A 26,300-nucleotide genomic window follows, 5' to 3' on the forward strand; every position below is an offset into this window, starting at 1 on the left:
TTCCCCTCTACGCCAGCAGGCCCGAGCTTTGCCACAACCGGCGCCCCGCGCCCCGCAGCACGCCGATGTCGTCGAGGAAGTCGGTCAGCCGCTTCGCGCCCGTACGCATCACCTCGCGCCGATGGGCGCTCGCCCGCACCTGCTCGACCGCCGCGCGCCGGTCGAGCCCGACGTCCGCGTACACCTGGGGATTGACGAAGGCGCGCGCGAACACCCGGGCGAACTCGCCCGAGCCGACCCGGGTCACCTCCGCCTTCCACAGGGACGCCGAAACCATCTGGCGGCGCAACTCCTCCCGCGCGTACCGCACATGGCGCGCCTCCTCCACCACATGGATCCGCGTCGCGCCGCGCACCAGCGGCTGGATCCGCTCGTCGGGGAAGGTCAGCCGCTGCATCCAGTCCAGGATCTCCTCGCCGAGCAGGGTCGCGGTGAAGGAGCCGGGGGTCGTGGAGGCCGTCTTGAAGAAGCGGCCGAGGTTGTGGTGCAGCGGGGCGGGCGGATAGGCGGGGGTGCCGCCCTTGGCGATCAGCCGGGCGAACATCTTCGAGTGACGGCACTCGTCGGCGATTTCGGTGAGCGCGTAGCGCACATGCGCGCTGGTCGAGGGCTTGTCGTAGATATGGCGGGTGAGCAGCTGGATCAGGATGACCTCGAGCCATATGCCGAGCGAGAGCAGCGCGGCGAACTCATGCCGGGACAACAGGACGCGCTGCTCCTCGGACATCCGCCGCCACATCGGCGTGTCGTACAGGGACAGCAGCTCCGGCGGCCAGAACCACATGCCCTCCTCGTACGGCGCGTCCCAGTCGAGCTCGGTGTCCGGGTCGAAGGAGTGCCGGGCGGAGGACTTCAGCAGCCGTTCGGCCACCGCCTCGCGGTCCTTGAGCAGCCCGAGCGCATCGCGTGGCGCGGTGGGTCGGATCGTGGTCGTCATGCGTGGCACCTCGGCGTACCTCGGTCGTGGCGGGGCCGCCGGGAGGGTTACCGGCGGATACGTCTTATGAGACGCTGTGTCAGCAAGCACGTCAATCCCCTGCGTACGGCCGCGTCAAGCCCGCCCGGAGAGCGGGCCGCCGATACGCTCGACCGATCCTCGAGCGGCATATGGCCCGGCCGTACTAGACGTGTGAGCCCGCGTTTTCCCATTCGTATACGGGGGAGCGAGCAAGGCGAAGGAGGCGTCGAATGTCGACGCAGGAGCTCTACGCGATGGACCCCGGGGATCCGAAGTGGCAGGTGCCCGCCACCGGGGCGGCCCGCTTCAGCTGGGACTACGGCCAAGGCCGCGAACGGCTGCTCGCCCTCTACCAGAAGGGCAAGGACAAGCAGTGGGACGCCGTGAAGCGGATCGACTGGGACCAGGAGGTGGACCCGTACGACCCGTTGGGCACCCCCGACGATGCCCTGCCCCTCCACGGCACCCGGCACTGGGGCAAGATGACCGAGCGGGACAAGGGCGAGCTGCGGCACCACTTCGCCGCCTGGCAGTTCAGCCAGTTCCTGCACGGTGAACAGGGCGCCATGGTGTGCGCGGCTCGGATCGTGGAGTCGGTCCCAGACCTGGACGCCAAGTTCTACTCCGCCACCCAGACCATGGACGAGGCGCGGCACGCCGAGATCTACAGCCGGTTTCTGCGCGACAAGCTCGGCACCCTCTACCCGATCAACGACAACCTGGCCGCGCTGCTCGGCGACACCCTCCGCGACTCCCGCTGGGACATGCCGTACCTGGGCATGCAGGTACTCATCGAGGGCCTGGCGCTGGCCGCGTTCGGGCTCATCCGCGACACCACGGACAAGCCGCTGCCCCGCCAGATCCTCACCTATGTCATGCAGGACGAGGCCCGCCATGTCGCCTTCGGGCGGATGGCGCTGCGCGACTACTACCGGCAGCTCACGGACGCGGAGCTGCGCGAACGCGAGGAATTCGTCATCGAGGGCTGCTACTTGATGCGCGACCGGCTGCGCGGGGTCGAGGTCCTGGAGAACCTCGGCATCTCCAGCGCCGAGGCCCACGAGTACACCGAACGCGCGCCGCAGCTCCAGATCTTCCGCAAGCTGCTGTTCAGCCGGATCGTGCCGTGTGTGAAGGACATCGGGCTGTGGGGCGCGCGGCTGCGGCGCGCGTATGTCGACCTGGGCGTGCTGGAGCTGGGTGACGGAGACCTCGACCAGCTGATGGCGCAGGACGAGGAGCTGGCCGACCGGCTCGACGCGCGGCGCTTCAGGGCGGAGGAGGCGGCGCGTACGGGGGAGGTGGCGGCGGCGATCGCCGAGGGCGCGGCGGACGACTGAGGGCTGACGGGGCTGAGGACTGCGGGGTGGTGGATGGCTGAGGTCAGGGGGTGACGGCCTGGGGCCTCAGCCGCAGCTGTCCCGGGGCCTCGGGGCGGGGTCGACCGCGCCGACCCCGTCCACGAGCGAGCCGAAGCTCTGCGCGCCCAGCGGCCCGACGACGCGCTTGCGCAGGGCGTCGGCCAGGGTGAGGGCGGCGGTGACGGCGGCGGTCAGGCCCGGCTCGGTCAGCCGGGCGAGGATGACCCGGCGGTCGCACGGCGAGGGGTGGCGCTCGAGCAGCCCGGCCTCGGTCAGCCGGTCGGCGACCTTGGTGGTGCCGGCCGTGGTGAAGCCGAGGGTGGCGGCGAGCTGGTTCATCGGCGCGGCGTTCTCGGGGGCGGTGAGCAGGAACCACAGCACCTGGAACGACGACGGCGCCAGGCCGGTCTTCGTCTCGACGTCGTCCAGGAGCTGATCGGTGAGCCGGCGCATCCCCGACTGCAGGACGTCCCACTGCTGGAGCAGCGCGTGATCCTCCGAGGTGGGGCACCGGGAGCCGTCCCCATCGCCCACGTGGGCCGTCTCCGGGCATTCCGCCACGTCTCGCACCCCTTTCGCGCTGTCGACCGGTCTTGCTCAGGGTATCAACGCCAGCTACTGTCTAACTAGCTACTTAATATCTGGCTACTTAAATGGTCGCCCGACCTGCCCGTACGAAAGGCCTTCCGCCATGCCCGAACCCGCTGCCACCACGCCCCTCCCCGCCGTCCAGCCAGGCGCCTGGGTCCTCGACCCGGCACGCACGCGGGTCCGCCTCCAGCACAAGACCATGTGGGGCATGGTCACGGTGAAGGGCGACTTCACCAGCGTCGACGGCGAGGGCGAGGTCCTGCCCGACGGCTCCGCGAGCGGCACCCTGACCATCGACGCGGCCTCCGTGGACACGGGCCACGCCAAGCGCGACGCCCATCTGCGCAGCGCGGACTTCTTCGACACCGACCGTCACGCCACCCTCGTCTTCACCGCCCACAGCGCCACCCCCGACCCCCGGGGCGCGGTGGAGATCGCCGGCGAGCTGACGGTCCGCGGCACCACCCGCCCGCTGGCCTTCACCGCCACCGCACCGGGCGCCACCGCGGACGGGGTCACCCTGACCGCCGAACTGTCCGTCGACCCGGCCGACTTCGGGCTCACCTGGAACAAGCTCGGCATGATGAAGGGCCAGACCGCGATCACGGTCGAGGCCCACTTCACCCGCGGCCGCTCGTAAGGGACGAACAGCGTCTCGGCGGGCCGAAAAACCGCGGTGCGGCGAACATCCCCCCACTGGCACGATGCGCACCATGACCGCGACCCCAACTCCGAACCCGTCGGCCGCCCGCCGCAGCATCGAGGCCCTGGCCCTCGGCGACGCCTTCGGCGAACGCTGGTTCCCGCTGTTCCGCGACCGGCGGCGGGCGTACGGGGAGATCCGGGCGCGGGCGGTCCCGGAGGAGTCGCCGTGGCCGTGGACGGACGATACGGCGATGGCGCTCGGCTTACTGAGCGTGCTGAACGACCACGGGAAGATCGACCAACCGCGGCTGGCGCAAACCCTGGCCGACACCTTCCTGTCCGACCCCGGGCGCGGCTACGGCAGCGGTATGCATGAACTCCTGCCGTCACTCGCCGCCGCCCACACCTCCTGGCCGTCCGCCACCCGCGCCCTGTTCGGCGGCGAGGGCAGCCTCGGCAACGGCGCGGCGATGCGGGTCGCGCCGCTGGGCGCGTGGTTCAGCGCGGACCCGGACCGCGCCGCCGAACAGGCCCGCCGCTCGGCCGAGGTCACCCACGCCCACCCCCAGGGCATCGCCGGCGCGGTCGCGGTCGCGGTAGCGGCGTCCCTCACGGCCGGCCGCGTCCAGACCCCGGAACGAACCGCGCAACCGACTACGGAGCCGACCCCGGACCTCCTCGCCCAGGTAGCCGACCGCACCCCGCCGGGCCCGGTCCGCGACGGCCTGATCCACGCCATCGCCCTGCCGCCCACCACCACCCCGCGTCAGGCCGCCGACCTGCTCGGCAGCGGCCGCCGCATCCGGGCCGACGACACGGTCCCCTTCGCCCTCTGGTGCGCTGCCCGCCACCAGGACGACCTGATCGCCGCCCTATGGGCCACGGCGGAGGGCCTGGGCGACGTCGACACCACCTGCGCGATCGTCGGCGGCGTCGTAGGCGCGGGCACAGGCGTATCGGCCGTCCCGGCCGCCTGGCTGGAACGGCGTGAGCCACTGCCCGCGTGGGTGGCGGCGCTGTCGTAGCCCGAGTGGATGCCCGTTGGCCATGTTGGCCGACGGGTTTCTTGCGGTACGTAGCCGCTCTTCATACGCTCGGTAGCGATCGAACTGAGCACAGAGGGGGAGACGACATGGCCCGTCCCTGGGAAGCCGATCCGTCGACGTTATTCGTGCGGCGGTTGGGAAAGTCGGCCAAGGAGTTGGGCAACACCAGGGATGACGACGGCTGCCCGGACATCTGGGAGCTCGGGAACGGTGACATCGCGATCGTCGGACGTGATCTCACCGACGCCTACGCCGAACGTCTGCCCGCGGATGTCACCATCGCCTCGGATGAGCGCCTAGTGGTCATTCCAGGAAACATGCTCCGCTCCGCGAAGCCGGACATCGCGGATGCCTGACCGAAGCGCCCTCGAACTCCCCATCTCCCAAGGGGAACGACTGCCCCTTGATGCCTATCGAAGCGAATTCCGGCAGCGTCGAGCGGAGCTCCGCGACCGGCTCTCCTGGAAGTTCGAGCGGCAGCAGGAGTTCGAGGAACTGGACGACGCCTGGGGAGTGTTCTGCCGAGGCCAGTGGGAGGACTCCCTGCGGCTTCTCGGCGAGGAGCGGGAAGCACACCTCAAGGCGGCCCAGCGCGACCGGGAGCGCGGCACCGACTTCCACCGCGTTCGCGTGGTGGAAGAGCCGCTGACGCCTTATATGCAGTGGGAACTGCATGCGCTGCGCGTGCAGTCGGAGGCCGGTAAGAAGATTCGAGTCGTCACGCCCGCTGCCCTGGGCGCGCTGGAGACCACCGGCCCGCTGCCCGAAGTCGTCGTGGTCGGCGGCCAGGTCCTGTACCAGGTCGTCTACACGGAGGCCGGTTTCCTGGACGGAGCGATCCGCTTCACGGACGCCGAGCTGACCAAGCGCTGGGAGAGCTTCATCAGGGAGCTGTACGAGGTCGGGGAAGATCTGCTGTCCTACTTCGAACGCCGCGTGGCGCACCTTTCGCCGCCGCAGCCGCCCCAGCGGAAAGCGGTGTAAGCGATCACCAGGGACGACGACACGGACAACGATCTGTCGGGATCCTCGCGCGATGTCGTACAAGCGGGAGCCATCTCCGGAGGAGTGCACTTTCACAGCACCCGGGCGGCGGACGACCCCACCCGGGTCGTTCCGCGGCAACTGCCCGGTGACATCAGGGGCTTCGTCAACCGTACGGAGGAGCTGCACCGCCTTGACGCGATCTTGGCCGGTGGCGAGGGCGACTCCTCCGTCGTCGTCGCCATATGCGTGATCGCAGGCACCGCCGGAGCGGGGAAGACATCTCTGGCCCTCCGCTGGGCCCACCAGGTCAAGGCCGCCTTCCCCGACGGCCAGCTCTACGTCAACTTACGGGGCTACGATCCGGGCGAGCCGGTCACCGCACAGGAAGCACTGCACCGGTTCCTCACGGGCCTCGGCGTCGAGCCGGGCGCGGTGCCGACGGACACCGAGGCCGCGTCGGCGCTGTTCCGCTCGTTGTTGGCCGACCGCAGAACGCTGATCGTCCTGGACAACGCCGCCACCGTGGCCCAGGTGCGGCCGCTGCTGCCCGGCCACGCCGGTTGCCTGGTGATCGTCACCAGCCGGGGCCGACTGTCCGGGCTCGCCGTACGCGATGGGGCGCACCGCATCACCCTCGGGACCCTGCCCGAGCCGGAGGCGGTGTCCCTGCTGCGCGCCGTGACGTCCGGCTATCGCCCTGAGGACGACGCGGAGAAGCTGGCCGAGCTCGCCCGACTCTGTGCGCGGCTGCCCTTGGCCTTGCGTATCGCGGCAGAGCGCGCGGCGAGCCACCCCCATATGCGGTTGGACGAGCTGATCGCCGACCTGCGCGACGAGTCCGCACTGTGGGCGGCGCTGAGCACGGGGGACGAGCAGGACGCCGACGCGGTGCGCTCGGTGTTCGCCTGGTCGTACCGCGCACTGCCCCCGGACGCGGCCCGCCTCTTCAGGCTGCTCGGTCTGCACCCGGGGCCCGTCTTCGGCCTTGGAGCCGTCTCCGCTCTCGCCGGTATCAGCGTGCGGCAGGCGCGGCAGCTGCTGGATGTGCTCGTCGGGGCGCATCTGCTGGAGCAGACCGCACCGGACCGGTTCGAGTTCCACGATCTTCTGCGCGCCTACGCGACCGAGCAGAGCCGCCTGGACGAGACGGCCGACAGCCGCGCCGCTGCCTTGCGGCGCGTACTCGACTGGTATCTGCACTCGGCCGATGCCGCACAGAGCTGGATCACCCCCGCCCGCGAACACGTCTCGCTGGACCCGGCGGACGAGAGGGCCGCTCCCCTGTCCTTCTCCGACTACGACCAGGCCGTCGACTGGTCCGAGCGGGAGCAGCCGAATCTCGTCGCCGCGGTACGCGCTGCTGAGAAGGCCGGACTTGATCGCTACGCCTGGCAACTGTCCGCGGTGTTCTGGAGCGCCCAGGCCCCGTCGGCCGCCGTCACCGACTGGCTCGTCACGGGAGAGATCGGCCTGAGAGCGGTACGACGTCTTGGTGACCGGGTCGGCGAAGCCAAGATCCTGGAGAGCCTTGGATTCGCCTACCGGCGGCTCAACGACCTTCCCAAGGCCCTGAACGCGCACCGCGAGGCGCTGACAATCCGACGGGAACTCGGCGATATGCGGGGCGAGGCGTCCGCGCTGAACGCTCTGGGGCTGCTCGCCCTCCGTTCCCGACGGCTACGCGACGCGGAGGAGCACTTCGTACGAGCCCTGACCGTCTTCCATGAGCTCGACGCCGCGCACTGGGAAGCGGTCGCACGCGCCAATCTCGCCACAGCGCAGTTCGAGGCCGGGCGTCTGGCGCAAGCGGAAAGCAATCTTGAACAAGCCCTTGTGGTACATGAGCGGATGGCGAACAAGGGCAGCGTGGGCAATGTCCTGCGCATGTGCAGCGCGATCCACCTGGAACGCGGCGAGCCGGCCGAAGCCGCCCGGACCGCTCACGACGCCCTGGATATCGCCTTGGAGCTGCGCGACCGCGTGATGGAGGGGTATTGGCTGCTCTATCTGGGCGATGCCCAGCAAGCGCTCGGGCAGTGTGCCGAGGCGCTGATCTCCTACCAGCGATCCGCCGTGATCCACCGCCGCCTTGGCGACCGCAGCCGCGAAGCGCTCGCCTGGTACGGCGCGGGCAGGACCTACCAGCGCCTCGATCGCCCTGGTGAAGCGGCCGACTTCTTCCGCAGGGCAGCAGCGGTCCACCAGGAACTGGGTGACGCCTGGCACCATGCTCTGGCCCTGGACGGCCTCGCGACATCGCTGTTCACCGAAGACGCGGCAGCGGGCAGGCGGCATTGGGGCGAAGCCCTACGGCTCCTGGCCGACTACGACGATGCGCGTGCGGTGACGCTGCGCGAGCGGATCGAGAGCCGACTGGCGCACGATCGCTGACCGCTTGGGGTCCGGCGTTACGGATGTTACGGAATGGAGAGGGGCTTCCCGCCCAGGCCGCCCAGGCTGTCCAGCAGCCCGCTCCCATTGCCCACCTTGCCCAAGCCGGGCAGCTTGTCCAGCACATCCAGCTTGTCCAGCTTCAGCGGGGCGAGCGGGGACTGCCCTTGGGGCTGCGCGAGCGGATCCTCGTCCTTGAGGTCGAACTGGGCCCAGGCCCTGTCGGTCATTCTCGCGTCGTTGGGGGCGGCGTCCGCCTGGTTGAGCAGCTCGACCGTCTGTTGCAGCGGGCGGCCGGGTGCGACGGAGAAGTCCTTGTCGACCTCGCCCTGCTTTTCCATCGTCTGCTCGGATTCGCCCTCGTACAGAACTCCGCGCACATGGATGTTGACCTGGTTTCCGCTGGGAGAGGCCAAGTTGGAATTCTGGGTCGGGCCCGTGTATCGATAGGTGACGAACCACTCGATGCGCATCGTGCCGTTGCAGCGGTCGATGTACTGCCTCTCCAGTGGTGGAGTGTCCAGGACGAGTGTGAGGTCGACGGGGTGGTCCATCCTCGGGCAGTCGACGTAACTTCCCGCGCCCTTGTAGTCGGCCGACCACAGGCTGACCGTCCCGGTCACCCGCTCGGGGGCGGCGGCCGGGGACGGTGCCGCTGAGGCAGAGCCGAGTGTCGTGGGGGAGAGGCCGATCAGGGCGGCGGCGCAGGCGGTCAGCAGACGTGGTCGACGCACGGTGGACTCCGATCACTCCGACGTCAGGACACCCACTTTGAGTGATTCACGGGGGAGCGGATCGCTGTACGCGGCGGGAGCGGGTCCAATTCACCCGAATGCGGTGGGGGTGAGGGAAAGAGGGCTCAGCTCGAACCATGTCGCCTTGCCGGGCCCCGGCCCGTGCGCGAATACGCCCCACGCGTCGGCGCCGTACGAGATGAGCGCCAGCCCCCGGCCATGTTCGTCCTCCATGGCAGGCGCGTGGGGGACGGGGAGGCCGGGGGCTTCGTCCTGCACGAGGACGCGGAGGTGGTGGGGGTCGGTCCACTCGGCGAAGAGTGTGACTGGGGTCGAGCAGCCACTGCGCAGGCAGGCGTTCACGGAGTTGGTGACGGCCTCGGAGGTCAGCAGCAGTGCGGTGTCGGCGAGGTCCCGCCGGTCGGCGGCGGCGAGGAGGGTACGGACGGCTTCCCGGGCGGCCCGGACCCAGACGGGCTCGGGCGGGAAGACGAGCGAGACGAGGTGGGAGTCGGAAGGCGGCATGTTGGCCTCCTGGGTGTGGTGCGCCTCAGCGATTCCAAGTGGCTTCGTTTGGCGTCCACTTGTGTGCTCGCGGCGCATTCGGATTGCCTGCGACCGTAGGGTCATCCGTGAAGTAGTTACAACTTGTTCCGCTGGATTTGCCTCGTAAGGGTGATGTGCGAGTAAGCGGGTGGACTGCCCGCGATGGGGCGCGTAACACTGCGCACGGCCACGAGGAGGAACGCCATGCCACCCAGAACAAATCCCAGCGAGCGGCAGCGTCGTCTGGGTGTGGAGCTGCGAAGACTGCGAACTCAAGCGCGCATGTCCGGCGACGAGGTCGGTGCGCTGCTCGACGCTGACCGCACGCGGATCAGTCACATCGAGGCCGGGCGCGTCGATGTGCCTCGCAACGGCTTGTACAAGTTGCTACGGGCCTATGGGTGTGAGGAGGGGCCGCTCTTTGAAGAGCTTATGGAGATGGCCCACGACCGAGGCCGCGGCTGGTGGGACGACTTCCGTGATGTGGTCGCGCCCGTGGGACGCGACTTGGCGGAGCTGGAGTCCCGTTCGAGCGAGATCCGCATTCACGAACCGCTCTTCGTGCCGGGGCTTTTGCAGACCGAGGACTACGCCCGAGCGGTGATCGGCGAATCCGAGAGGGATTCGCGGCGTCTCGATCGTTTCGTGGACTTCAGGATCGCACGGCAGCGCGTCCTCATCGCGGACACTCCTGTGGTCTTCCGCGCGATCATCCATGAAGCGTCGCTGCACATTCAGGTCGGCGGTGCGAAGACAATGCGCAGGCAGTTGCTACGGCTGATCGAAGTGTCCCGGCTGCCCAACGTCACGGTGCAGATCTTCCCATTCGAGGCGGGCCCGTACTCGGCCTTCAGCAGCTCCTTCGGCCTCTTCGGCAGGAGTGTGCGGGGGCTGGAGACAGTGATTCTCGAGAATCCGCTGAACTCGACGTTCCTCCGGGATGGTGGACGCATCGATGAGTACGCCAAAATGTTTGAACGGCTGTCCGAGTCGGCGCTGGCTCCTGTCGATCCGGAGGCCACACCGGAGTCCCACGAGTCCCAGGACTCGCTGGGTCTTATTCAGCATTTGATGTACAGGCTGTAGGGGAGAGGGATGTCTCAGCTCGCATGGCGCAAGTCTTCGTACAGCGGGGGAGGCAACGGCAACTGTGTCGAGGTGGCTGTCAGCGCTGACAGGCTGATCCTTCTACGGGAGAGTGACGCCCCGGATGTGGTCGCGGTGACGACCCGTCCGAGGTTGGCAGCCTTCATAGCGGCCATTAAGGCGGGTGACTTCGACGACTTCGCGAGTCTGAATCCGTAGCCGCAGCACTGGAGGGGCAATGTCTCAGCTTGGGTGGCGCAAGTCTTCGTTCAGCACTGGTCCGCAAAGTGAATGCGTTGAGATCGCAGCTGGGCCCGATGAGCTGATCCACTTCCGCGAGAGCGACGACCCTGACATCACTGCGGCGACCACCCGCGTGAGGTGGGCGGTGTTCGTGGCGGCTGTCAAGGCGGGCGACTTCGACCGCTTCTCGGCCTGATTCCATATCTGAGTCAGGGGAGCCCCATGTCCCAGCTCGCGTGGCGCAAGTCCTCGTACAGCGGTGGAGGCGAAGGCGAGTGCGTTGAGGTCGCGGCCGGGCCCGACGGGCTGGTCCACTTCCGGGAGAGCGATGATCCCCAGGTCACCGCCGCGACCACCCGCGCGATATGGGCCACCTTCACGGCCGCCGCGAAGGCCGGGGACTTCGACCGCCTCACAGGCTGATCAGCCGTCGGCAGCGACTTTGCGGTGAGTATGAGACAGCGACACGCCGACGCGACGGCGTGTCGCTGTCTCATACTCACCACAAACACAGGCTCCGACTCCTGAGCCCAGCCTGCGTAAGGATGTCGGGCGCGCGAGACATATAGGGGGCGTGAAGACCATTCAAACGGGGGACGGGCGCGGGCGCTCGGCGCGGTTCACCAAGGTGTACGCGCGCGAGCACCCGCGCATCGTCGCCTTTGTGCACCGGAGGGTGGGCGACCGCGGCGCGGCCGAGGAGCTTGCGGCGGAGGTGTTCCGTATCGCGTGGGAGCGCACCCTCGAGGACGCGGGCGAGATCGCGGCCGGCTGGCTGTTCGTCACCGCCCGCAATCTCGTACGCAACCACTACCGCGCCGAGGCCCGGCTGAGCGAGCTGCACCGGCGCATCGCCGAGGAGCAGGGCCGTACGGCGGCCACCGGCCAGGACTCGGCGGTGCTCGACACGCTCGACCGCCTGCCCGCCCACCACCGCGAGGTGCTGGTGCTGAGCTACTGGGACGGGCTGAGCGCGGCCGAGGCCGGCGCCGTTCTGGGGTGTGGCGCACCGGCGGTGTGGGTGCGGCTGCACCGTGCGCGCAAGGCGTTTCGCGACGTTTACCGGGCCCCGGCCCCCTCGCCCTTGGAGTCCGCATGATCCGTGTGAAGTCCCTGATGCAGCAGGCGAATCCGGTCCCGGAGACAGTGCCTCAAGAGCCCGTGAGGGCGTCCGAACGGCGTGTACGTCGGCGGGGGCTGCTTGTCCTGAGCGGGGCCGTGGCCGCTGTCGCTGCCGTCACACTCGTCACCGTGTACGGCTCGCAGGGCAGTGGATCTGGTGGCCGCTCGGCCGAACCCCCCGCCGCCGACGAGCCGTACTACAGGAGCACCGGCGACCTGGAGCGGTCCGCCGAGGTCATCGTCCGCGCCCGCGTCGCCGCCACCCGTGAGACCGAGGAGGAGGGGAACCTGGAGACCACCGCGACGGTGAGTGTGGTGGCGACGGGGAAGGGCAAGTCCCCCGGCCGCACACTTCATGTGTCGTACACCAGGCCGGGCACCGCGCTGCCCTCGGGACCCGAACTCACCGTCCGGCACGAGTACGTCCTGCTGCTGGCGTACATGGGCCACGGGCGGTACGTCCCGGTGAACACCACCCAGGGCTCGTACGGGATCGAGGCCGGCCGTGCCAAGGCCGGGCCGCACAACCGCGTGGCCCTCAGCGACGGTGTGCTCAAGGCGCTGGGCCTGACCCGCTGACCCGCTGAAGGGGCAGGTCGCTGGAGTCTCCCTCCGTGGGAGAGGCCATGCTGGGGCGCGTGAACGACGACGCACCCCTGTCCATCGGCCAGTTCGCCCGTGTCGTACGGCTCAGCGTCAAACAGCTGCGCCACTACGCCGAACTCGGCCTGCTGCCACCCGCCAGGGTGGACCCTGACACCGGATACCGCTACTACCGTGCTGATCAGGCCCGGGACGCCATGTCCATCGGCCTGTTGCGCTCGCTGGACGTGCCGCTGGCCGCCATCAAGGACGTGCTCTCCACCCAGGACCCCGCCCGCGCCCTGGGCGATGTACGCGACCGGCTGGACGACGAGCTCGCCCGGCGCCGCCGGTCCCTCGCCGCCCTGGAGCGCATCCTGGCCGACGGTCTGCCCACCGCCGAGGTGACCCTGCGGCGGGAGGAGCCGCAGCGGGTGGCCGTCGTCCGCGATGTGGCCGATTCGCCCGAGGACATCGGGCGGGTCACGGGGGCGTGTGTGGGCAGGCTGCTGGCGCTGCTGGCGGCGGGGGAGCACAGGGAACCAGGGGAGCACGGGAAACCGAAGGAGGGGGCGGAGGGGCTTCGGCTGGTCGGGCTCTTCCCCGTCGACCTGGGCGAGCACATCCCCATCACCATCACGGCCGCGCTCCCCGAAGGCCGCCCGGCCCCGCCGGGCACCACGGCGGACCTGCTCCCCGGCGGCACGTTCGGCTGCGCGACCCACACGGGCCCGTACGACCAGATCTCGCTGACCGCCCACGCGCTGGTGGCCTGGTGCGTCGAACGCGGCCACACCGTCACCGGGCCCATCAGGGAGCTCTACCTCGACGACCCCGCCGTCACGGCCCCCGACCAGCTGGTCACCCAGCTGCTGATCCCCCTGGAGGAGACCCTGTGAACGACCTGGACGCCTGGTACACCGCCGCCGACAAGCCCGAGCTCGTGACGTTCGGGCCGGTCCACGGCCTGGGGGTGACCGGGCAGGGCGAACCGGGCGGGGACGAGTACGGCATCTGCGTCTCGGCCCTGTACGCCGTCGCCGCCGCGCTGCCCTCGCCCCACGCGGCGCCGCTGGAGGGCCGCTGGTGGGTGGAGGACCCGCGTCCGTATCTGGAGGTGCCGCGCGACCAGTGGCGCTGGCACCTGTTCCTGCGGCTGCCGGACGACCTGGATCCGCCCGCGGCCGACCGGGCGCGCGATTACGCCCGGCCGTCGGGCCTCGCGGTGGACCGGGTGCAGTTGGTCACCTTCACCGAGGGGCGGTGCGTACAGCTGACCCACCATGGCCACTACGCCGACGAGCCCGTCTCCCTGGCCCTGCTGGACGCGTACATGGCCGAGCAGGGCCTGGAGCGGGCAGGGATGCACCACGAGATCTATCTCTCCGACGTCCGCGAGACCGATCCGGCGAAGATGCACACGATCCTGCGGCAGCCGGTGCGCCCGGCGCGTAGCTGATGGGCACGTAGCTGGTGGGCGCGTGGATGATGGGCGCGTGCGGATAAGACTGAGCACCATCGAAGAGCTTCCCGTCCTGCAGGACATCGAGCGGGCCGCGGGCCTGTGCTTCCGGGACATCGGCATGGACGAGATCGCCGACGACGAGCCGCTGAGCCTGGACGAGTTGGGGACGTACCAGCGCGCCGGGCGGGCCTGGGTCGCGGCGAACGGCGAGAACCGGGCCGTGGCATATCTGATCACCGACCCGGTGGACGGGAACATGCATATTGAGCAGGTCTCCGTGCACCCCGACAGCGCGCGGCGCGGTGTGGGCCGGGCGCTGATCGAGCATGCGGCGGGGCGGGCGGTGGACGAGGGGGCGTCGGCGCTGACGCTGACCACGTTCGTCGATGTGGCGTGGAACGCCCCGTACTACGCGGCGCGGTGCGGGTTCCGGGCCCTGGGGGAGGACGAACTGACCCCCGGACTCCGGGAGATCCGGCGGAGCGAGGCGGCGCACGGTCTCGACCGGTGGCCGCGGGTCTGCATGCGGCGTGAGGTGGGCTGACCCCGCCCCGCTGACACCCCTCATCGAACGCTGGGGAAAACGTCGTTGATCCCGGCCGATCCCGGCTGTTCGCTTGAGACATGTCCAATACCACGGAACTCACCACCCCGGCAGGCAAATCCGGGTCCGCGGCCGGATCCGTGCGCTCGCCGCTCGGGAACTGGCTCGCCGTCGCCGCCGTGGCGGTCGGCACCTTCGCGGTCGTGACCACCGAGATGCTGCCGGTCGGCCTGCTCACCTCGGTCGGCTCCGCGCTCGGGGTCTCGGCCGGTACGGCCGGCCTGGCCATGACCGTGCCCGGCCTCGTCGCCGCCGTGGCGGCGCCCCTGCTGGCCGCCACCGTCGGCAGGCTCGACCGGCGGCTGCTGCTCATCGGCCTGATGGGGCTGCTGGCCGCCGCCAACCTGCTGTCGGCGCTCGCGCCCGGCTTCGCCGTGCTGCTGTTCGCCCGGATTCTGGTGGGGGTGAGCATCGGCGGCGTGTGGTCCATCGCGGCGGGTCTGGCGGCCAGACTGGTGCCGGAGAAGTCCGTCGGCCACGCCACGTCGGTCGTCTTCAGCGGCATCGCCGTGGCGTCGGTCGTGGGCGTGCCGGTCGGGACGCTCATCGGCGATGTGGTGCACTGGCGCGCCGCGTTCGCGGTGGTGGGGGCGCTGTCGCTGGCCGTCGCGGCCGCGCTGGCCGTCACGCTGCCGCCGCTGCCCGCCGACCGCGCGATCCGGCTGGGCGAGGTGCCCGGCCTGTTCCGCAACGCCCGGCTGCGCACCGGCCTGATCACCACCCTGCTGCTGGTGACCGGCCACTTCGGCGCGTACACCTACGTACGTCCGGTGCTGGAGGAGGGCTCGGCGGTCGGGGCGGGGCTGGTCAGCACGCTGCTGCTCGCGTACGGCGTGGCGGGCATCGCCGGGAACTTCCTGGCCGGCGCCACCGCCCACCGCGATCCGCGCCGCACCCTCATGGTCATCTTCGCCCTGCTCGCGGCCGCGGTGTTGCTGATGCCGGTGGCCGGCGGGACGACGCCGGGGGCCACGGTGCTGCTGATGCTGTGGGGACTGGCGTACGGAGGGGTGTCGGTCACCTCGCAGACGTGGGTGCTCCAGGCGGTGCCGGAGCCGGAGGCGCGGGAGGCGGCCTCGGCGCTGTTCGTCGGGGTGTTCAATGTGGCGATATCCCTGGGCGCGCTGCTCGGCGGGCGGGCGGCGGACGGGATCGCGGTGTCGAGTGTGATGTGGTTCGGGGGCGCGCTCGCGGTACTGGCCCTGGTGAATGTCGCGGTCGCAAATCGGCGCTGAAAGGGAGGCCCGGGGCACGATGGTGCCCCGGGCCCGAGGCTCCTCGCCCCGCGTCAGGAGCGGGTGACCGGCAGCAGCCGCTCCGAGATGATCTTGAGGACCTGAGGCACATGGTCATTGAGGAAGAAGTGCCCGCCGCTGAGCACCGTGAGATCCGTCTCCGCGGTGGTGTGCTTCTCCCAGTCGCGCACTTCGTCGACCGACGCCCTCGGGTCGGCATCCCCCGTCAGCGCGGTGATCGGGCAGCTGATCCGCCGCCCCGGCTCGCAGCGGTACGACTCGATGGCCCGGTAGTCGCCGCGGATCGCCGGGAGCGCCATCCGCAGCAGCTCCTCGTTCTCCAGCACCTCGCCGTTCGTGCCGTTCAGCATGCGCAGCTCTTCCAGCACCCCCGCGTCGTCCCGCTGATGCACGGACTCCTCCCGGACCCGGGACGGCGCCCGCCGCCCGGAGACGAACAGCCGGACGGGCATCACCTTCCGCTCCTCCAGCCGCAGCGCCACCTCGTACGACAGCGTGGCGCCCATGCTGTGGCCGAACAGCGCGAGCGGCTTGTCGTCCAGCCCCTCCAGCGCCCCGACGACGGCGTCGGCGAGCTTGCCGATGTCGTCGATGCAGGGCTCACGGTGCCGGTCCTGGCGCCCGGGGTACTGGATGGCGAGCACCTCGATCGAGGGCGCCAGCGCCTTCGCCACCGGGAAGAAGTAGCTGGCCGACCCGCCGGCGTACGGCAGGCACACCAGCCGTAACGCGCTGTCCGGGGACTTCTCGTACCGCCTGATCCACGTTTCGGCATCCGCAGCGATGCTCGTCATCGTCGTGCTTCCTTCCTCTACCCCTGCCGGTTCCTGGGGAAGGTGCGGTCCCGGCCCGTCGTCGACATCCTTTCGTCAACACCCTTGCACAGACCCCTGTTTCCGAGCTTGCGTCGGCCAAGGGTCTAGGTGCTGCCCCAATGGTCCGGGTGGTGCGCCGGAAGATCGGTGAAGACCAGGTCGGCAGGTGAGACCCTGATACCAGGGGGCTCGTCCTTCGGGAGTGTCCGATGGCAGTGAGCATGCACGTGGTCTGGAGCACGGCCGAGCCGGGGCGCGTCATCTACGAGACGCACGCGATCGAAACGATCACCGACGGCGAAGGCGTCCACGCGACGGTCGACAGCCACACCTATGAGGTCCCCCTCCACAGCCGCGCCGAGGCGGAGACGATCGCGGAGGAGGACGGGTACGAGCTGTTCAGGAGGGGGGAGGCATGGGAGAGCCTCCCGGAGGAGGAGAGCCTTCCGGACGAGGAGGGCGCCATGGAGGAATAGGAGCATTCCAGGGGCGCGCGCTCGCTGCCGGCGCCCTCGCCCTGCCCCAGTACCGCGTTCGGTACCGGAGCAGGACCAGCTCTCTCAGCTCCTGCTCAGCCGTGGCTCAGCAGGAAGTCGACGTTCCGCGCCTCGGAGCCCCCGGGGCCCTCGGAGCCCCCGGAACCCTTGGCGCCACCGAGCGTGACCGGCATGGTCACCGGTGCGTAACCGCTGGCGACCACCGTGTAGTGCTCGTCGGTCAGCCCCTCGAAGTGGAACGCCCCGTCCACGCCGGTCACACACTGCCCGACCACATCGCCCGCCGAGTCCAGCAGCGCCACCCGCGCGTCCTCCACCGGCCGCCCGCCCTGGGCGCGCACGGTGCCGCGGACCTTGGCGGCGGGCCGCAGCTCGGCGTCGATCCGCGGGGGCTGCCCGGTGCCGGTGATCTCCAGCTGTGCGGCGTGCGGACGGTGGCCCTCGGCGCTGATGGTCAGCGTGTACGAGCCGGGGGTGAGCTCGGGCAGCGCGAAGTCGCCCTTCTCGTCGGCGGTGGCCGTGGCGGCGACCGCACCGTCGGGGCTGATCGCGATGGCCGTCGCCCCGGCCAGTGGTTCGCCGCCGAAGGTCCGTACGGTCCCGGTGGGCCCGCCGCCTCCGGCAAGCCGCACATCACAGGTGACGGGGGCGTCGGACAGCAGCAGCGTGGCCGCCTGCGGCTGGTGGCCAGGGGCCGAGCCGATCAGGACGAAGCTGCCGGCGTCGGGCGCGGCCAGGGAGTACCGGCCGTCCGGACCGCTGACCGTACGGCCGAGCTGGCGGCCGGTGTTGTCGATGAGGGTGACGGCGGCACCCGGCAGCGGGACGTCGCCGGACCCGAGCACCCGGCCCCGGACACCGCCGCCACTGGCAAGGGGCTCAGCGGCGGGGGCGGGCTCATCGGCCTCGGCCGCCGCCACGGGCTGGGCCGTCTGCGCCTGCGCCTGGGCCGTCTGCGGCTGGCCCGTCACGGGCGTACGGCGCCGGTTGGGCAGGAACAGGGTGATCAGCAGACCCAGGGCGGCGGCCCCGCATGCGACGGCGAACGAGATCTTGAACCCGTCCGTGTTGGGCAGCGCGAGCCGCCCGAAGTCCGTGGTCTGGTGCGCGAGGATCACGCCGACCACCGCGCTGGAGGTGGACATGCCGATGGACCGCATCAGGGTGTTCAGCCCGTTCGCCGCGCCCGTCTCCGAGGCCGGTACGGAGCTGATGATCAGGGTCGGCATCGCCGAGTACGCGATCCCGACGCCGATGCCGAGCCCGGTCGAGAGCACGACGACCTGCCAGACGTGGTCCATCATCACGATGCCGCTGCCGTACGTGGCGCCGATCACGATCAGACCCAGGAGCAGCGACACCTTCGGCCCGCGCGTGGCGTTGATCCGCGCGGACAGCGGCGAGACCAGCATCATCGCCACGCCCATCGGCGCGACGTACAGACCCGCCATGACCATCGACTGGCCGAGGCCGTAGCCGGTGGCCTTCGGCAGCTCCAGCAGCTGGGGGAGGATCAGCGACATCGCGTAGAAGGAGAACCCGACCATGATCGAGGCGAGGTTCGTCAGCAGCACCTGACGGCGCGCGGTGGTCCGCAGGTCCACCAGCGGCTCGGCGGTCCGCAGCTCCACGAACCCCCAGACCAGCAGGATCAGCGCGGACGCGCCGAACAGCCCGAGGGTGGTGCCGCTGGACCAGCCCCAGTCGCCGCCCTTGGTGATGGGCAGCAGCAGACAGACCAGACCGGCCGAGAGCCCGATCGCGCCGATGGCGTCGAAGCGGCTGGGGGTCCGTACGGCCGACTCGGGGACGACGATGAGCACGAGGGCGAGCGCGAGCACACCGAGCCCGGCGGCGCCGTAGAACAGCACATGCCAGTTGGTGTGCTGGGCGACGAACGCGGCGGCCGGGAGGCCGAGCGCGCCGCCGATGCCCAGCGACGAGCTCATCAGGGCCATCGCGGAGCCCAGCTTCTTGGGCGGCAGCTCGTCGCGCATGATGCTGATGCCGAGCGGTATCGCGCCCATCGCACCGCCCTGAATGGCCCGGCCGATCACCATGACCACCAGGTCGGAGGTGACGGCACACACCAGCGAGCCGACGACCAGCAGCCCGAGGGCCACCACCAGCATCCGGCGCTTGCCGAACATATCGCCGAGCCGCCCCATGACCGGGGTGGACACGGCGCCCGCGAGGAGGGTGGCGGTGATCACCCAGGAGGCGTTGGAGCTGGAGGTGTGCAGCAGCTGCGGCAGCTCGGTCACCAGCGGAACGACCAGCGTCTGCATCACCGAGACGGCGATACCGCAGAACGCGAGCACGGCCACGAAGCCGGCGCCCACCTCGCGCGGGAGCTGCTTCTGGCCGGGCGGCGCCGAGCTCAAGGGCTCGACGCGGGCTGCTGGAGCTGACGGGGACATACGGCTGCCGCCTCCGGGTGGGTGTGCTGGTGAATGACCGGATGACCTTCGATATGAAAGGCATAAGGAATGATGAGATGTGCATCCTACACACGGTGTGTATCGTGCACATTTCCCGGGACGAGCGGCTGGGCGACGAGGAGGAAGCGTGCTGGAGAAGCTGGAACGCGAGCTGATGCTGGTCGCCAGGTGCAATCTGCTGACGCCGAGGGACCGTAAGGGCCAGGGCGGCCAGCCGGGCAACCAACCCGGCAACCAGCCCGACCAGCCCGACCAGTGCTCGGGCGCTGGGGAGGCCCGCCTCGACCGCTCCGCGTACTTCCTCCTCTCCTTCCTGGACACAGAGGGCGCGTTGTCCATCGGCCAACTCGCCGACGCGTTGGGCCTCGACGTCTCGACCGTCAACCGGCAGACAGGCGCGCTGCTCCGCGCGGGCCTGCTCGAACGCATCCCGGACCCGAAGGGCGGCCTCGCCCGCAAACTGCGCGCCACCACCCTCGGCGCCGAGCGCCTGGCCGCCGACCGGGAGCGCCGCCGCGCGAAGCTGGAGCGGGTGCTGGCGGGCTGGACGTCCGAGGAGGTGCGGCGGTTCGAGGACGCGCTGACGCGGTTCAACCGCGAGGTGGAGGCGGACGAGGGACGTACGTGGCCACGCCCGGAGAACGCGCAGAACGCGCAGAACGCGCAGGACGCGTAGCACGCACGCGAGGGCCTGAGGCCCCGTGGCCGGGGCCCCGGGGGTTGTTCACCCCCCGTACGCCCGCCGCTGGGGCGCCCGTGGCCACCCCCTCGTACGGTCACCCGGCACCGGTCCGGAAACGGAACGGAACAGACCGGCCCGGCCGGCCCGAACGAGGAGATGCGCCAATGCCACGCCCGACCGACCCGCTTCCGGCCCTCCCCCGCTGGGCCGACCCCGAGGTACCGGCCCGCTCGCTGGACGCGCAGGGCGTCTCCCGGCGCGGGCTGCTGCGCCGCGCGGGCCTGTACGGCGCGGGCTTCGCGGGCGGTATGGCGCTGGCGCCCACGGCGGCGTCGGCGTCGGCCGCCGAGGCGCCCGCGGCAACCGCCGCCAACAGCGATGGCGACCCGGACCTCGTCTACCTGGTAGGCGACCACCATGTGCACTCGGTCTACAGCCACGACGCGAAGTACACCGCGTCCCAGCAGGCCCAGCGCGCCGCGCAGTTCGGCCTCGACTGGATGGTCTTCACCGAGCACAGCAACTTCGGCCACGCCAACGCGGGCGGGGCGCTCGCCGAACACGACGACGTCCTGAAGGCCCGCGCCGAGAACCCGCGGACGCTGATCTTCCAGGGCCTGGAGTGGTACATCCCGGGCGCCGAGCACGGCACCGTCTTCTCGCCGCCCGGCCCCCACGAGGCCGACCTGCTGCGCACCTTCGAGCTCCGCTACGACGGCAAGCTGCTGGGCCGCACCGACAGCACCGCCGAGAACGAGGCGCTGGCGGTCGCGGGCATCAAGTGGCTCGCCGAGCAGCGCAAGAGCGGTTACGTCGACGATGTGCTGGTCCTCGCCAACCACCCGCTGCGGCTGGGCATCGACTCCCCGCACGAGCTGCGGGCCTGGCGGGACGCCGCGCCCGAGGTCATGATCGGCGCGGAGGGCGCCCCGGGCGCCCAGGGCGCGGCGCTGCCCGGCTGGGGCAGTGCCACCGCCGTCCGAGGGGAGTACGAGAACAAGCCGTCCGCCCAGTCCTGGCCCGGCTACCCGGCCGAGGCATACGTCACGTACGGCGGTTTCGACTGGATGACCGCGACGGTGGGCGGGCTGTGGGACGCGATGCTGTCCGAGGGCCGGCTGTTCTCGATCACCACGAACTCCGACAACCACCGGACCGTCCACGACACCTGGCGCAACGGCGACTGGCAGCCCGGCCAGAACTTCGACAACACGGGCAGGCTGCCCGACCCGGTCAACACCGACAAGGAGCAGCCGGGCAGCGACTTCTGGCCGGGGCAGTTCAGCCGTACGCATGTGGGCGTGACGGCGTACGGCTACCGGCAGGTGATGGCCGGGCTGCGGGCCGGGCGGGTGTGGGTGGACCACGGGCAGCTGATCGACGCCCTGGACGTACGGCTGCACCGCGAGAGCGACGACCGCGACGACCGCGACGGCCAGGGCGGCAGGGGCGGCAGGGGCCGTGGGGTCACCCTGGGCGGCCGGCTCCGGGTCCGCCGCGGCGAGCGGCTGACCCTGACGGTCACCGTCACCACCGCCTCCCGCCCCAACTTCCACGGCGTCCTGCCGCGCCTGGCCCACCTCGACGTGATCCGCGGCGCGGTCCGCGGCCCGGCGCGCGACCGCGACGCATGGCGCGCCCCGGACACCCGCGTCGTACATACGGCGGACGTATCCGGCCGCACCGGTACGTACACCCTGCGGATCCCCCTGGCCAGGGCCGAGGAGTCCGGCTACCTCCGGCTCCGCGGCAGCGACGGCAACCGCCACGGCACGGGCCTGCTGGGCGCGACCGTGGACCCGCACGGCCCGATCCCGCACAAGCCGGGCGACGGCGACCCGTGGGCGGACACCTGGTGCTACACGAACCCGATCTTCATCGACGTGACGGGCTGAAGGAAGAAGACGGAATCGCCGGCCCGGGGTCTGCGTTGACGTATATGAGGAACCGCTCGGAACGCCCACCGCAGGAGGATCCCCCATGACGACCCAGCACCCCGGCACCGGCACCGGCAAAGGCACAGGCCACCGCGTGGAGGTGAGCCGCGGCACCCAGCACGTCACGGTCACGATCGACGGCCGGGTCGTCGCGGAGTCGCGCCGCCCGCTGCTCCTCTCCGAAACCGGCCTGCCCGTCCGCTACTACCTGCCCCCGCAGGACGTGAACCTGTCCCTCTTCGAGCCGACCGATACGCACACCACCTGCCCGTTCAAGGGCAAGGCGGCGTACTGGACGTATCTCGGCACGGAGGGCGGCGGCGGCCCGCGGCCCGATGTGGTGTGGGCCTACCCGGACCCGCTCGACTCCGTGGCCGAGATCAAGGACCACCTGTCGTTCTACGACACCGTTGCCGACATCTCGGTGAAGGAGGCCGACTGAGAGAAACGGATGGCGCGGCGGCGGGAACAGCTGTCGTGTGCACATCCACGCGTATTCCTGGCTGGGCGAGAAGGAACTGTTCGACCAGGACGTACTCCGCCGCCTGCCGGACCGCCCCAGGCCCCCGGTCACCCCGGAGGACCAGGAGCACCACCGCCGGCAGGTCGACGCCTTCAGACGCTCGGAGCTGCCCCCGACGGAGACCGCACACTGGCTGCTCAAGGCCCCCTGCCTCATCCGCGAGACCTTCGAGGAGCCCAAGGACGCCGCCGCCTGGCTGGGCGGACAGCTCACCGAACATGCCCCGGGCTTCCACTCCCAGCAGCAGGCGGACACGGCCCGGCTGTCCCGCCTGGTCGCCACGGCGGCGGACACGCTGACGCACGGGGGCGATGTGTCCGTCGGCTTCTACGTCGGCCGCACGTCATTCCTGTCCCTCGCGCTGGTGCCCTGCTCCCCGAACCGCTCCGCCCCGGGCGTCCCGTGCCCGCGAGGGTGAGTCCCTACCGCCCCATGGGTTGGGTGGTGTCAGCGACAAGCGAGGCCCGTACGGGGTCGACGGTGACCGTCTGCGTCCCACGGCTGTGATCCGCGTTCCCCTCCGTACGCAACCCCGTACCGTCCACACTCCCGCAGACGACCACGGTCAGCGCGGCCACCGTGGTCAGGGCGACGGCGGTGATCTGCACGGCGTGGGCGCGGCACTCGGCGAAGGTGAGGGGTCGCATGGCGGATCTCCTGAGGGGGCGTCGGAGAGGTCTGATCGGTACGACAACCACATTGATCCCGCCCGCTGCCGTGCCACTGCCGCCCGACTAACGCTCCACTAACGTCCCGCTAACGTCGTCGTCCGCACGCTCGCAGCGGGCCGTCCAGGCGTGTGCGAGCGTGCGGGAAGAGGGCGCTGACGGTCCGTCCGGCGTCGCCGTACGGCCCCTCGGCTCGCGTCGACAGCTCGCGTCGACAGCCGGTCAGCTGTCCGGCGGCACAGCGCCGCCATCGTCCTGCTCCCGCCAGAAGGCCGGGCACTCCGTCTTCGCCGCCTTGGAGAGGTAGCGCTTGAACAGGTCTCGCTGCTGTTCGGCGTGGCGGCCCTGGTAGTAGTCGGCCTCGCCGGTGGGACGGTCCGTGTCCACAATCAGCAGATGTTGGCCCGCCTTGAAGGCTTCTTCCTCCAGCCACTCGGGGTCGACGGTGTTGATTTCGATCTCCTTCGCTCCCCGCTCGGGTTTGATCCAGTCCTGCACGGCCAGGGTCACGACGACCTGGTGGGGCCGCGAGGCGTCGCGTACCGAGACCACCTCGCCCTCGGCGGCGATCCGGGCGCAGGCGACCCACTGGACGTCCGTCAGCCCCCGCCCGTCGTCCCCGGCGGACGACCGGACCGAGCGGCCGTCCACCAGCGAGAAGAACAGCGCCCCGACGCTCAACGCCGCCGCGGCCACGAGGACACCCCTGACGGTGCCCCGGCGCCGCCACCACATGGTGCGAGGAGCGGACCGTGGCGGTACGTCGGCCCGGCCGGCCTCCTCGCCGATCATTCGCAGCGCCAGCCGCAGATCGTTCTCTTCCGATTCCGTCGGCTCCGTCACATCAGCGGTGTCGGCCATCTCAGATCACCTCCATGTCGTGGAGTTGTTTCCGCAGCGCGGCAACGGCGCTGTGAAGTCGGCTTTTGACCGTGCCCTCCGGCACGTCCAGCAGCACCGCGATATCGCGCACGGGTAGATCCGCGTAATAGCGCAGCGTCAGCACCTGCCGCTGCACGGCTGACAGCCCTTCCAGCCCACGGGACACCGCCAGCGCGAGGACGCGATGCTCTTCGGGATGCTCCGCCGGAGGACGCCGCGACCAGCGTGCGGCCAGCCGCTCGCGCAGGCCCGCGTCCCTGGTCCTGGCCCGGTGCCAGTCGACCGCGACCCGGGATGCGACCGCCGTGAGCCACGCCATCGGTTCGCGGATCGCCGGCTGCCCCGGCTTGGCCTGCTCCTCCAGCAGTTTCAGCCTCACTTGCTGAACCCCGTCGTCGAGCTGGTCCCAGGGCACACCACCCAGGACGAGCATCGCGCGCACCCGCTTGACGTACTCCGGCTCGGTCAGCGGCGACGACTCGTCCGGGCTGACCGATCTTGCTCTGCGCCATCCGGCCATCCGCGGTTCCTCCTCGTTTCCCTGATGACGGAGCAACGCCGGGAAACGTTCATCCGGGGACGCGGGGACGCGGGGACGCGGGGACGCGGGGACGTGGGGACGCGGGGATGCCGCCGCAAGCCAAAGCGGCCCGCCAGACTCTCGGCGGGCCGCCCTTCGTGCTGCTGCTGGTGCTGGGTGGCTCAGCTGAAGTTCACGTCACTGCACAGGAAATACGTCTGGTCCATGTGCGAGGCCTGCCAGATGGTGTAGACGACGTGGCGCCCGGTGTAGCCCGAGGTGCTGACGTCGATCGAGTAGTTCTGGCTGGGGCCGTACTTGCCGGTCTTGGCCACCTGCTGCAGGTCGCTCCACTTCAGCGGCTGCGTGGTGGGGTCGTAGCCCTGGCGGCTGACATAGACCAGGAAGTAGTCCGCGCCGTGGCTGGCCTGGTCGTACAGCTTCACCGTGAACTTGTTGCCGATGTTCGTCGTCTGCCATGCGCCCACGGTGTCCAGCGAGTTGTAGCGGTTGCTTTCGGTGTGCCCGCCGCTGCACAGCTGGCCGTCGGGGACGACCGCCGGGAAGTTGCCGGCGGAGCCGTTGCGGTACAGGCGCGATGAGGGTGCCCGACGACACAGAAGCGAAACATATGGTTCGCCGGTGTGACCGGTCGGCCTGGTACACCCCGGCGGCACCGTGATCGTCCGGGGCGGGCGCCCCTGATCAGCAGGACAAGACGTGATCAGTGGCCGGAATCGCGTTCTTTCCGCACCGACCGTCCCCCTTCACCCTTCAATCAGGGGCGGTGCAGCGGTCATACGTCAGAGGATCGCGCCGCTGTGGACGGTCGTTCCACGGATGGGGTGACAGGGGCGACCAGGAGTCGGCTGCGGCTGGTCACCGGCCCGGACCGGGACCCCGCGCATCGCCGCTACGTCGCCGACCTCGCGTTCCTCAGCGGACGCGGCCTCGGCATACGCGTCTTGCTCGACGATCCGCCGGACCGGCCCCTCTTGGCGGATCCTGGGTCGGTCACACGCAGCACATGAACTTCGTCGTGCACCAGTTGTCCGGGGCCGGATGGGGCCGGATGGGGCCGGATGGGGCCGAATAACGTAAGGGAAATGGGCCCATGAACCAGCTCATGCACCGGGACCGGTCGGGGGCGGCGGCGTTACACCAGGTTCGATCGTCGACCGGACGTAGACGCGCGTGCTGCCCGGTGTGAACTCATGGGCGAAGAGGTCCACGCAGTAGCGAAGACGCTTCCCCTCGGGGGAGGTGAGCCCGTCCGGGCAGAAACCGATCCGCCGCATGCCTTTGACCAGGGTCTCCGGCTCCGGGAGCCCCAGATGCGCGAAGGGTGCCATCGGTTCGTACCCCTTCTGCTCCGGATGGAGGTTGGCGACCATCTCCTCGTCCTCCGGGACCAGCCGGGAGAGGTACGCGTCCGCCTCCCGGCTGGGCAGCGTGAAGGCCAGGATCCCGATGTCGTAGCGCGAACTCGTCTTGTACCCGGCGCGCCCGTCCGCGGCCGCCGCCGGGATCCGGAGGCCCATCGTCTCGCTCATCCAGCGTGGCGTGGCGCCACGCTTCCAGCAGCACTTCCTGTCCTGCTCCGCCTGGTCGGACAGTGTGTCCTCCGTGACGAAGGCGAAGGCGACGATGGCCGAGACGACGACCGCGAGAACTACTACTCCAGCAACGAGAAGTCGGCGGCGCACTGCTGGCTCCCG

Annotated in this window: 31 protein-coding genes and 1 pseudogene; 21 read left to right on the forward strand and 11 right to left on the reverse strand. The window is 70.3% G+C overall.

From position 1 onward, the window contains the following. Positions 1-7: 7 nt before the first annotated feature. Positions 8-937 carry an AurF N-oxygenase family protein gene (locus tag ACWDSL_RS04990; protein WP_450481790.1) on the reverse strand — a complete coding sequence of 310 codons (930 nt, stop codon included), beginning with the start codon at positions 935-937 and terminating at the stop codon, positions 8-10. A 251-nt stretch (positions 938-1,188) separates the two neighbouring features. Between ACWDSL_RS04990 and ACWDSL_RS04995 the strand changes: the two genes are divergently transcribed. Continuing rightward, a complete protein-coding gene (locus tag ACWDSL_RS04995) occupies positions 1,189-2,298 on the forward strand; it encodes a ferritin-like domain-containing protein (protein ID WP_450481792.1) in 1,110 nt (369 codons plus the stop codon). Between the two features lie 66 nt (positions 2,299-2,364). On the opposite strand, the gene ACWDSL_RS05000 is transcribed toward ACWDSL_RS04995, so the two are convergent. Then, positions 2,365-2,880 (reverse strand): MarR family winged helix-turn-helix transcriptional regulator, encoded by a 516-nt coding sequence (locus tag ACWDSL_RS05000; protein WP_450481794.1) that lies wholly within the window; start codon positions 2,878-2,880, stop codon positions 2,365-2,367. Between the two features lie 130 nt (positions 2,881-3,010). Between ACWDSL_RS05000 and ACWDSL_RS05005 the strand changes: the two genes are divergently transcribed. The 5 genes from ACWDSL_RS05005 (at position 3,011) to ACWDSL_RS05025 (ending at position 7,979) form a co-directional block, all read left to right on the forward strand. Next, positions 3,011-3,550 (forward strand): YceI family protein, encoded by a 540-nt coding sequence (locus ACWDSL_RS05005; RefSeq protein ID WP_450481796.1) that lies wholly within the window; start codon positions 3,011-3,013, stop codon positions 3,548-3,550. A 64-nt stretch (positions 3,551-3,614) separates the two neighbouring features. Further along, positions 3,615-4,580 carry an ADP-ribosylglycohydrolase family protein gene (locus tag ACWDSL_RS05010; RefSeq protein WP_450481798.1) on the forward strand — a complete coding sequence of 322 codons (966 nt, stop codon included), beginning with the start codon at positions 3,615-3,617 and terminating at the stop codon, positions 4,578-4,580. 107 nt (positions 4,581-4,687) lie between these two features. Beyond that, on the forward strand, positions 4,688-4,957 hold the full coding sequence (locus ACWDSL_RS05015) for a hypothetical protein (RefSeq protein ID WP_450481800.1): 270 nt from the start codon (positions 4,688-4,690) through the stop codon (positions 4,955-4,957). After that, complete coding sequence (locus ACWDSL_RS05020) at positions 4,950-5,585, forward strand: DUF6879 family protein (RefSeq protein WP_450481802.1); 636 nt, start codon at positions 4,950-4,952, stop codon at positions 5,583-5,585. Before ACWDSL_RS05015 ends, ACWDSL_RS05020 begins: the two co-directional genes overlap by 8 nt. 84 nt (positions 5,586-5,669) lie before the next feature. Beyond that, positions 5,670-7,979: an ATP-binding protein gene (locus tag ACWDSL_RS05025; protein WP_450481804.1), complete on the forward strand. Its 2,310-nt coding sequence runs from the start codon at positions 5,670-5,672 to the stop codon at positions 7,977-7,979. Between the two features lie 26 nt (positions 7,980-8,005). Here the strand turns inward: ACWDSL_RS05025 and ACWDSL_RS05030 are convergent, their stop codons facing one another. Together ACWDSL_RS05030 and ACWDSL_RS05035 are read right to left on the reverse strand one after the other, a co-directional pair. Further along, positions 8,006-8,713, reverse strand: coding sequence for a hypothetical protein (locus ACWDSL_RS05030; protein WP_450481806.1), 708 nt, complete (start codon positions 8,711-8,713; stop codon positions 8,006-8,008). Positions 8,714-8,803: 90 nt separating this feature from the next. Continuing rightward, positions 8,804-9,238 (reverse strand): ATP-binding protein, encoded by a 435-nt coding sequence (locus ACWDSL_RS05035; protein WP_450481808.1) that lies wholly within the window; start codon positions 9,236-9,238, stop codon positions 8,804-8,806. Positions 9,239-9,463: 225 nt separating this feature from the next. Between ACWDSL_RS05035 and ACWDSL_RS05040 the strand changes: the two genes are divergently transcribed. The 10 genes from ACWDSL_RS05040 (at position 9,464) to ACWDSL_RS05085 (ending at position 15,596) form a co-directional block, all read left to right on the forward strand. Further along, complete coding sequence (locus tag ACWDSL_RS05040) at positions 9,464-10,345, forward strand: helix-turn-helix domain-containing protein (RefSeq protein WP_450481810.1); 882 nt, start codon at positions 9,464-9,466, stop codon at positions 10,343-10,345. Positions 10,346-10,354: 9 nt separating this feature from the next. Next, positions 10,355-10,564, forward strand: a complete 210-nt coding sequence (locus ACWDSL_RS05045; RefSeq protein ID WP_450481812.1) for a DUF397 domain-containing protein — start codon at positions 10,355-10,357, stop codon at positions 10,562-10,564. Between the two features lie 19 nt (positions 10,565-10,583). Further along, a complete protein-coding gene (locus ACWDSL_RS05050; RefSeq protein ID WP_450481814.1) occupies positions 10,584-10,784 on the forward strand; it encodes a DUF397 domain-containing protein in 201 nt (66 codons plus the stop codon). Positions 10,785-10,810: 26 nt separating this feature from the next. Continuing rightward, the gene (locus ACWDSL_RS05055) at positions 10,811-11,011 is read left to right on the forward strand and encodes a DUF397 domain-containing protein (RefSeq protein WP_450481816.1); all 201 of its coding nucleotides are present in this window, start codon (positions 10,811-10,813) and stop codon (positions 11,009-11,011) included. 151 nt (positions 11,012-11,162) lie between these two features. After that, positions 11,163-11,687: an RNA polymerase sigma factor gene (locus ACWDSL_RS05060; protein WP_450481818.1), complete on the forward strand. Its 525-nt coding sequence runs from the start codon at positions 11,163-11,165 to the stop codon at positions 11,685-11,687. A gap of 119 nt (positions 11,688-11,806) precedes the next feature. Then, the gene (locus tag ACWDSL_RS05065; protein ID WP_450481819.1) at positions 11,807-12,289 is read left to right on the forward strand and encodes a hypothetical protein; all 483 of its coding nucleotides are present in this window, start codon (positions 11,807-11,809) and stop codon (positions 12,287-12,289) included. A 59-nt stretch (positions 12,290-12,348) separates the two neighbouring features. Then, positions 12,349-13,191 (forward strand): MerR family transcriptional regulator, encoded by an 843-nt coding sequence (locus tag ACWDSL_RS05070; RefSeq protein ID WP_450481821.1) that lies wholly within the window; start codon positions 12,349-12,351, stop codon positions 13,189-13,191. Next, complete coding sequence (locus ACWDSL_RS05075; protein WP_450481823.1) at positions 13,188-13,751, forward strand: GyrI-like domain-containing protein; 564 nt, start codon at positions 13,188-13,190, stop codon at positions 13,749-13,751. The genes ACWDSL_RS05070 and ACWDSL_RS05075 overlap by 4 nt, the downstream gene beginning before the upstream one ends. A gap of 37 nt (positions 13,752-13,788) precedes the next feature. Continuing rightward, the gene (locus ACWDSL_RS05080; RefSeq protein ID WP_450481825.1) at positions 13,789-14,301 is read left to right on the forward strand and encodes a GNAT family N-acetyltransferase; all 513 of its coding nucleotides are present in this window, start codon (positions 13,789-13,791) and stop codon (positions 14,299-14,301) included. An 80-nt stretch (positions 14,302-14,381) separates the two neighbouring features. Continuing rightward, positions 14,382-15,596 (forward strand): MFS transporter, encoded by a 1,215-nt coding sequence (locus ACWDSL_RS05085; RefSeq protein WP_450481827.1) that lies wholly within the window; start codon positions 14,382-14,384, stop codon positions 15,594-15,596. Positions 15,597-15,649: 53 nt separating this feature from the next. On the opposite strand, the gene ACWDSL_RS05090 is transcribed toward ACWDSL_RS05085, so the two are convergent. Continuing rightward, entirely contained in the window at positions 15,650-16,411 is a 762-nt protein-coding gene (locus ACWDSL_RS05090; protein WP_450481829.1) for a thioesterase II family protein, read from the reverse strand. Between the two features lie 230 nt (positions 16,412-16,641). Here ACWDSL_RS05090 and ACWDSL_RS05095 point away from each other — a divergent pair, with 230 nt between their 5' ends. Further along, positions 16,642-16,908: a hypothetical protein gene (locus ACWDSL_RS05095; RefSeq protein ID WP_450481831.1), complete on the forward strand. Its 267-nt coding sequence runs from the start codon at positions 16,642-16,644 to the stop codon at positions 16,906-16,908. A 95-nt stretch (positions 16,909-17,003) separates the two neighbouring features. Here the strand turns inward: ACWDSL_RS05095 and ACWDSL_RS05100 are convergent, their stop codons facing one another. After that, on the reverse strand, positions 17,004-19,313 hold the full coding sequence (locus ACWDSL_RS05100; protein ID WP_450481833.1) for an MFS transporter: 2,310 nt from the start codon (positions 19,311-19,313) through the stop codon (positions 17,004-17,006). A gap of 184 nt (positions 19,314-19,497) precedes the next feature. Here ACWDSL_RS05100 and ACWDSL_RS05105 point away from each other — a divergent pair, with 184 nt between their 5' ends. The 4 genes from ACWDSL_RS05105 to ACWDSL_RS05120 all read left to right on the forward strand — a co-directional run bounded on the left by ACWDSL_RS05105 (position 19,498) and on the right by ACWDSL_RS05120 (position 22,930). Continuing rightward, the gene (locus tag ACWDSL_RS05105; protein ID WP_450481835.1) at positions 19,498-20,046 is read left to right on the forward strand and encodes a MarR family winged helix-turn-helix transcriptional regulator; all 549 of its coding nucleotides are present in this window, start codon (positions 19,498-19,500) and stop codon (positions 20,044-20,046) included. Between the two features lie 170 nt (positions 20,047-20,216). Then, positions 20,217-21,947 carry a PHP domain-containing protein gene (locus tag ACWDSL_RS05110; RefSeq protein ID WP_450481837.1) on the forward strand — a complete coding sequence of 577 codons (1,731 nt, stop codon included), beginning with the start codon at positions 20,217-20,219 and terminating at the stop codon, positions 21,945-21,947. An 85-nt stretch (positions 21,948-22,032) separates the two neighbouring features. After that, a complete protein-coding gene (locus ACWDSL_RS05115) occupies positions 22,033-22,431 on the forward strand; it encodes a DUF427 domain-containing protein (protein ID WP_450481839.1) in 399 nt (132 codons plus the stop codon). 37 nt (positions 22,432-22,468) lie between these two features. Beyond that, positions 22,469-22,930, forward strand: coding sequence for a hypothetical protein (locus ACWDSL_RS05120; RefSeq protein ID WP_450481841.1), 462 nt, complete (start codon positions 22,469-22,471; stop codon positions 22,928-22,930). A 4-nt stretch (positions 22,931-22,934) separates the two neighbouring features. Here the strand turns inward: ACWDSL_RS05120 and ACWDSL_RS05125 are convergent, their stop codons facing one another. The 5 genes and pseudogenes from ACWDSL_RS05125 to ACWDSL_RS05145 form a co-directional block, all read right to left on the reverse strand. Further along, positions 22,935-23,159 (reverse strand): hypothetical protein, encoded by a 225-nt coding sequence (locus ACWDSL_RS05125; RefSeq protein WP_450481843.1) that lies wholly within the window; start codon positions 23,157-23,159, stop codon positions 22,935-22,937. Positions 23,160-23,402: 243 nt separating this feature from the next. Further along, entirely contained in the window at positions 23,403-24,041 is a 639-nt protein-coding gene (locus ACWDSL_RS05130) for a hypothetical protein (RefSeq protein WP_450481844.1), read from the reverse strand. 1 nt (position 24,042) lies between these two features. Further along, complete coding sequence (locus tag ACWDSL_RS05135; protein ID WP_450481846.1) at positions 24,043-24,582, reverse strand: RNA polymerase sigma factor; 540 nt, start codon at positions 24,580-24,582, stop codon at positions 24,043-24,045. A 182-nt stretch (positions 24,583-24,764) separates the two neighbouring features. After that, positions 24,765-25,175: pseudogene (locus ACWDSL_RS05140) on the reverse strand (lytic polysaccharide monooxygenase); the annotation flags it as partial. A gap of 531 nt (positions 25,176-25,706) precedes the next feature. After that, positions 25,707-26,288: a hypothetical protein gene (locus ACWDSL_RS05145; protein WP_450481848.1), complete on the reverse strand. Its 582-nt coding sequence runs from the start codon at positions 26,286-26,288 to the stop codon at positions 25,707-25,709. Between the last annotated feature and the right edge of the window lie 12 nt (positions 26,289-26,300).

It is taken from the genome of Streptomyces sp. NPDC000941, from assembly GCF_053599555.1.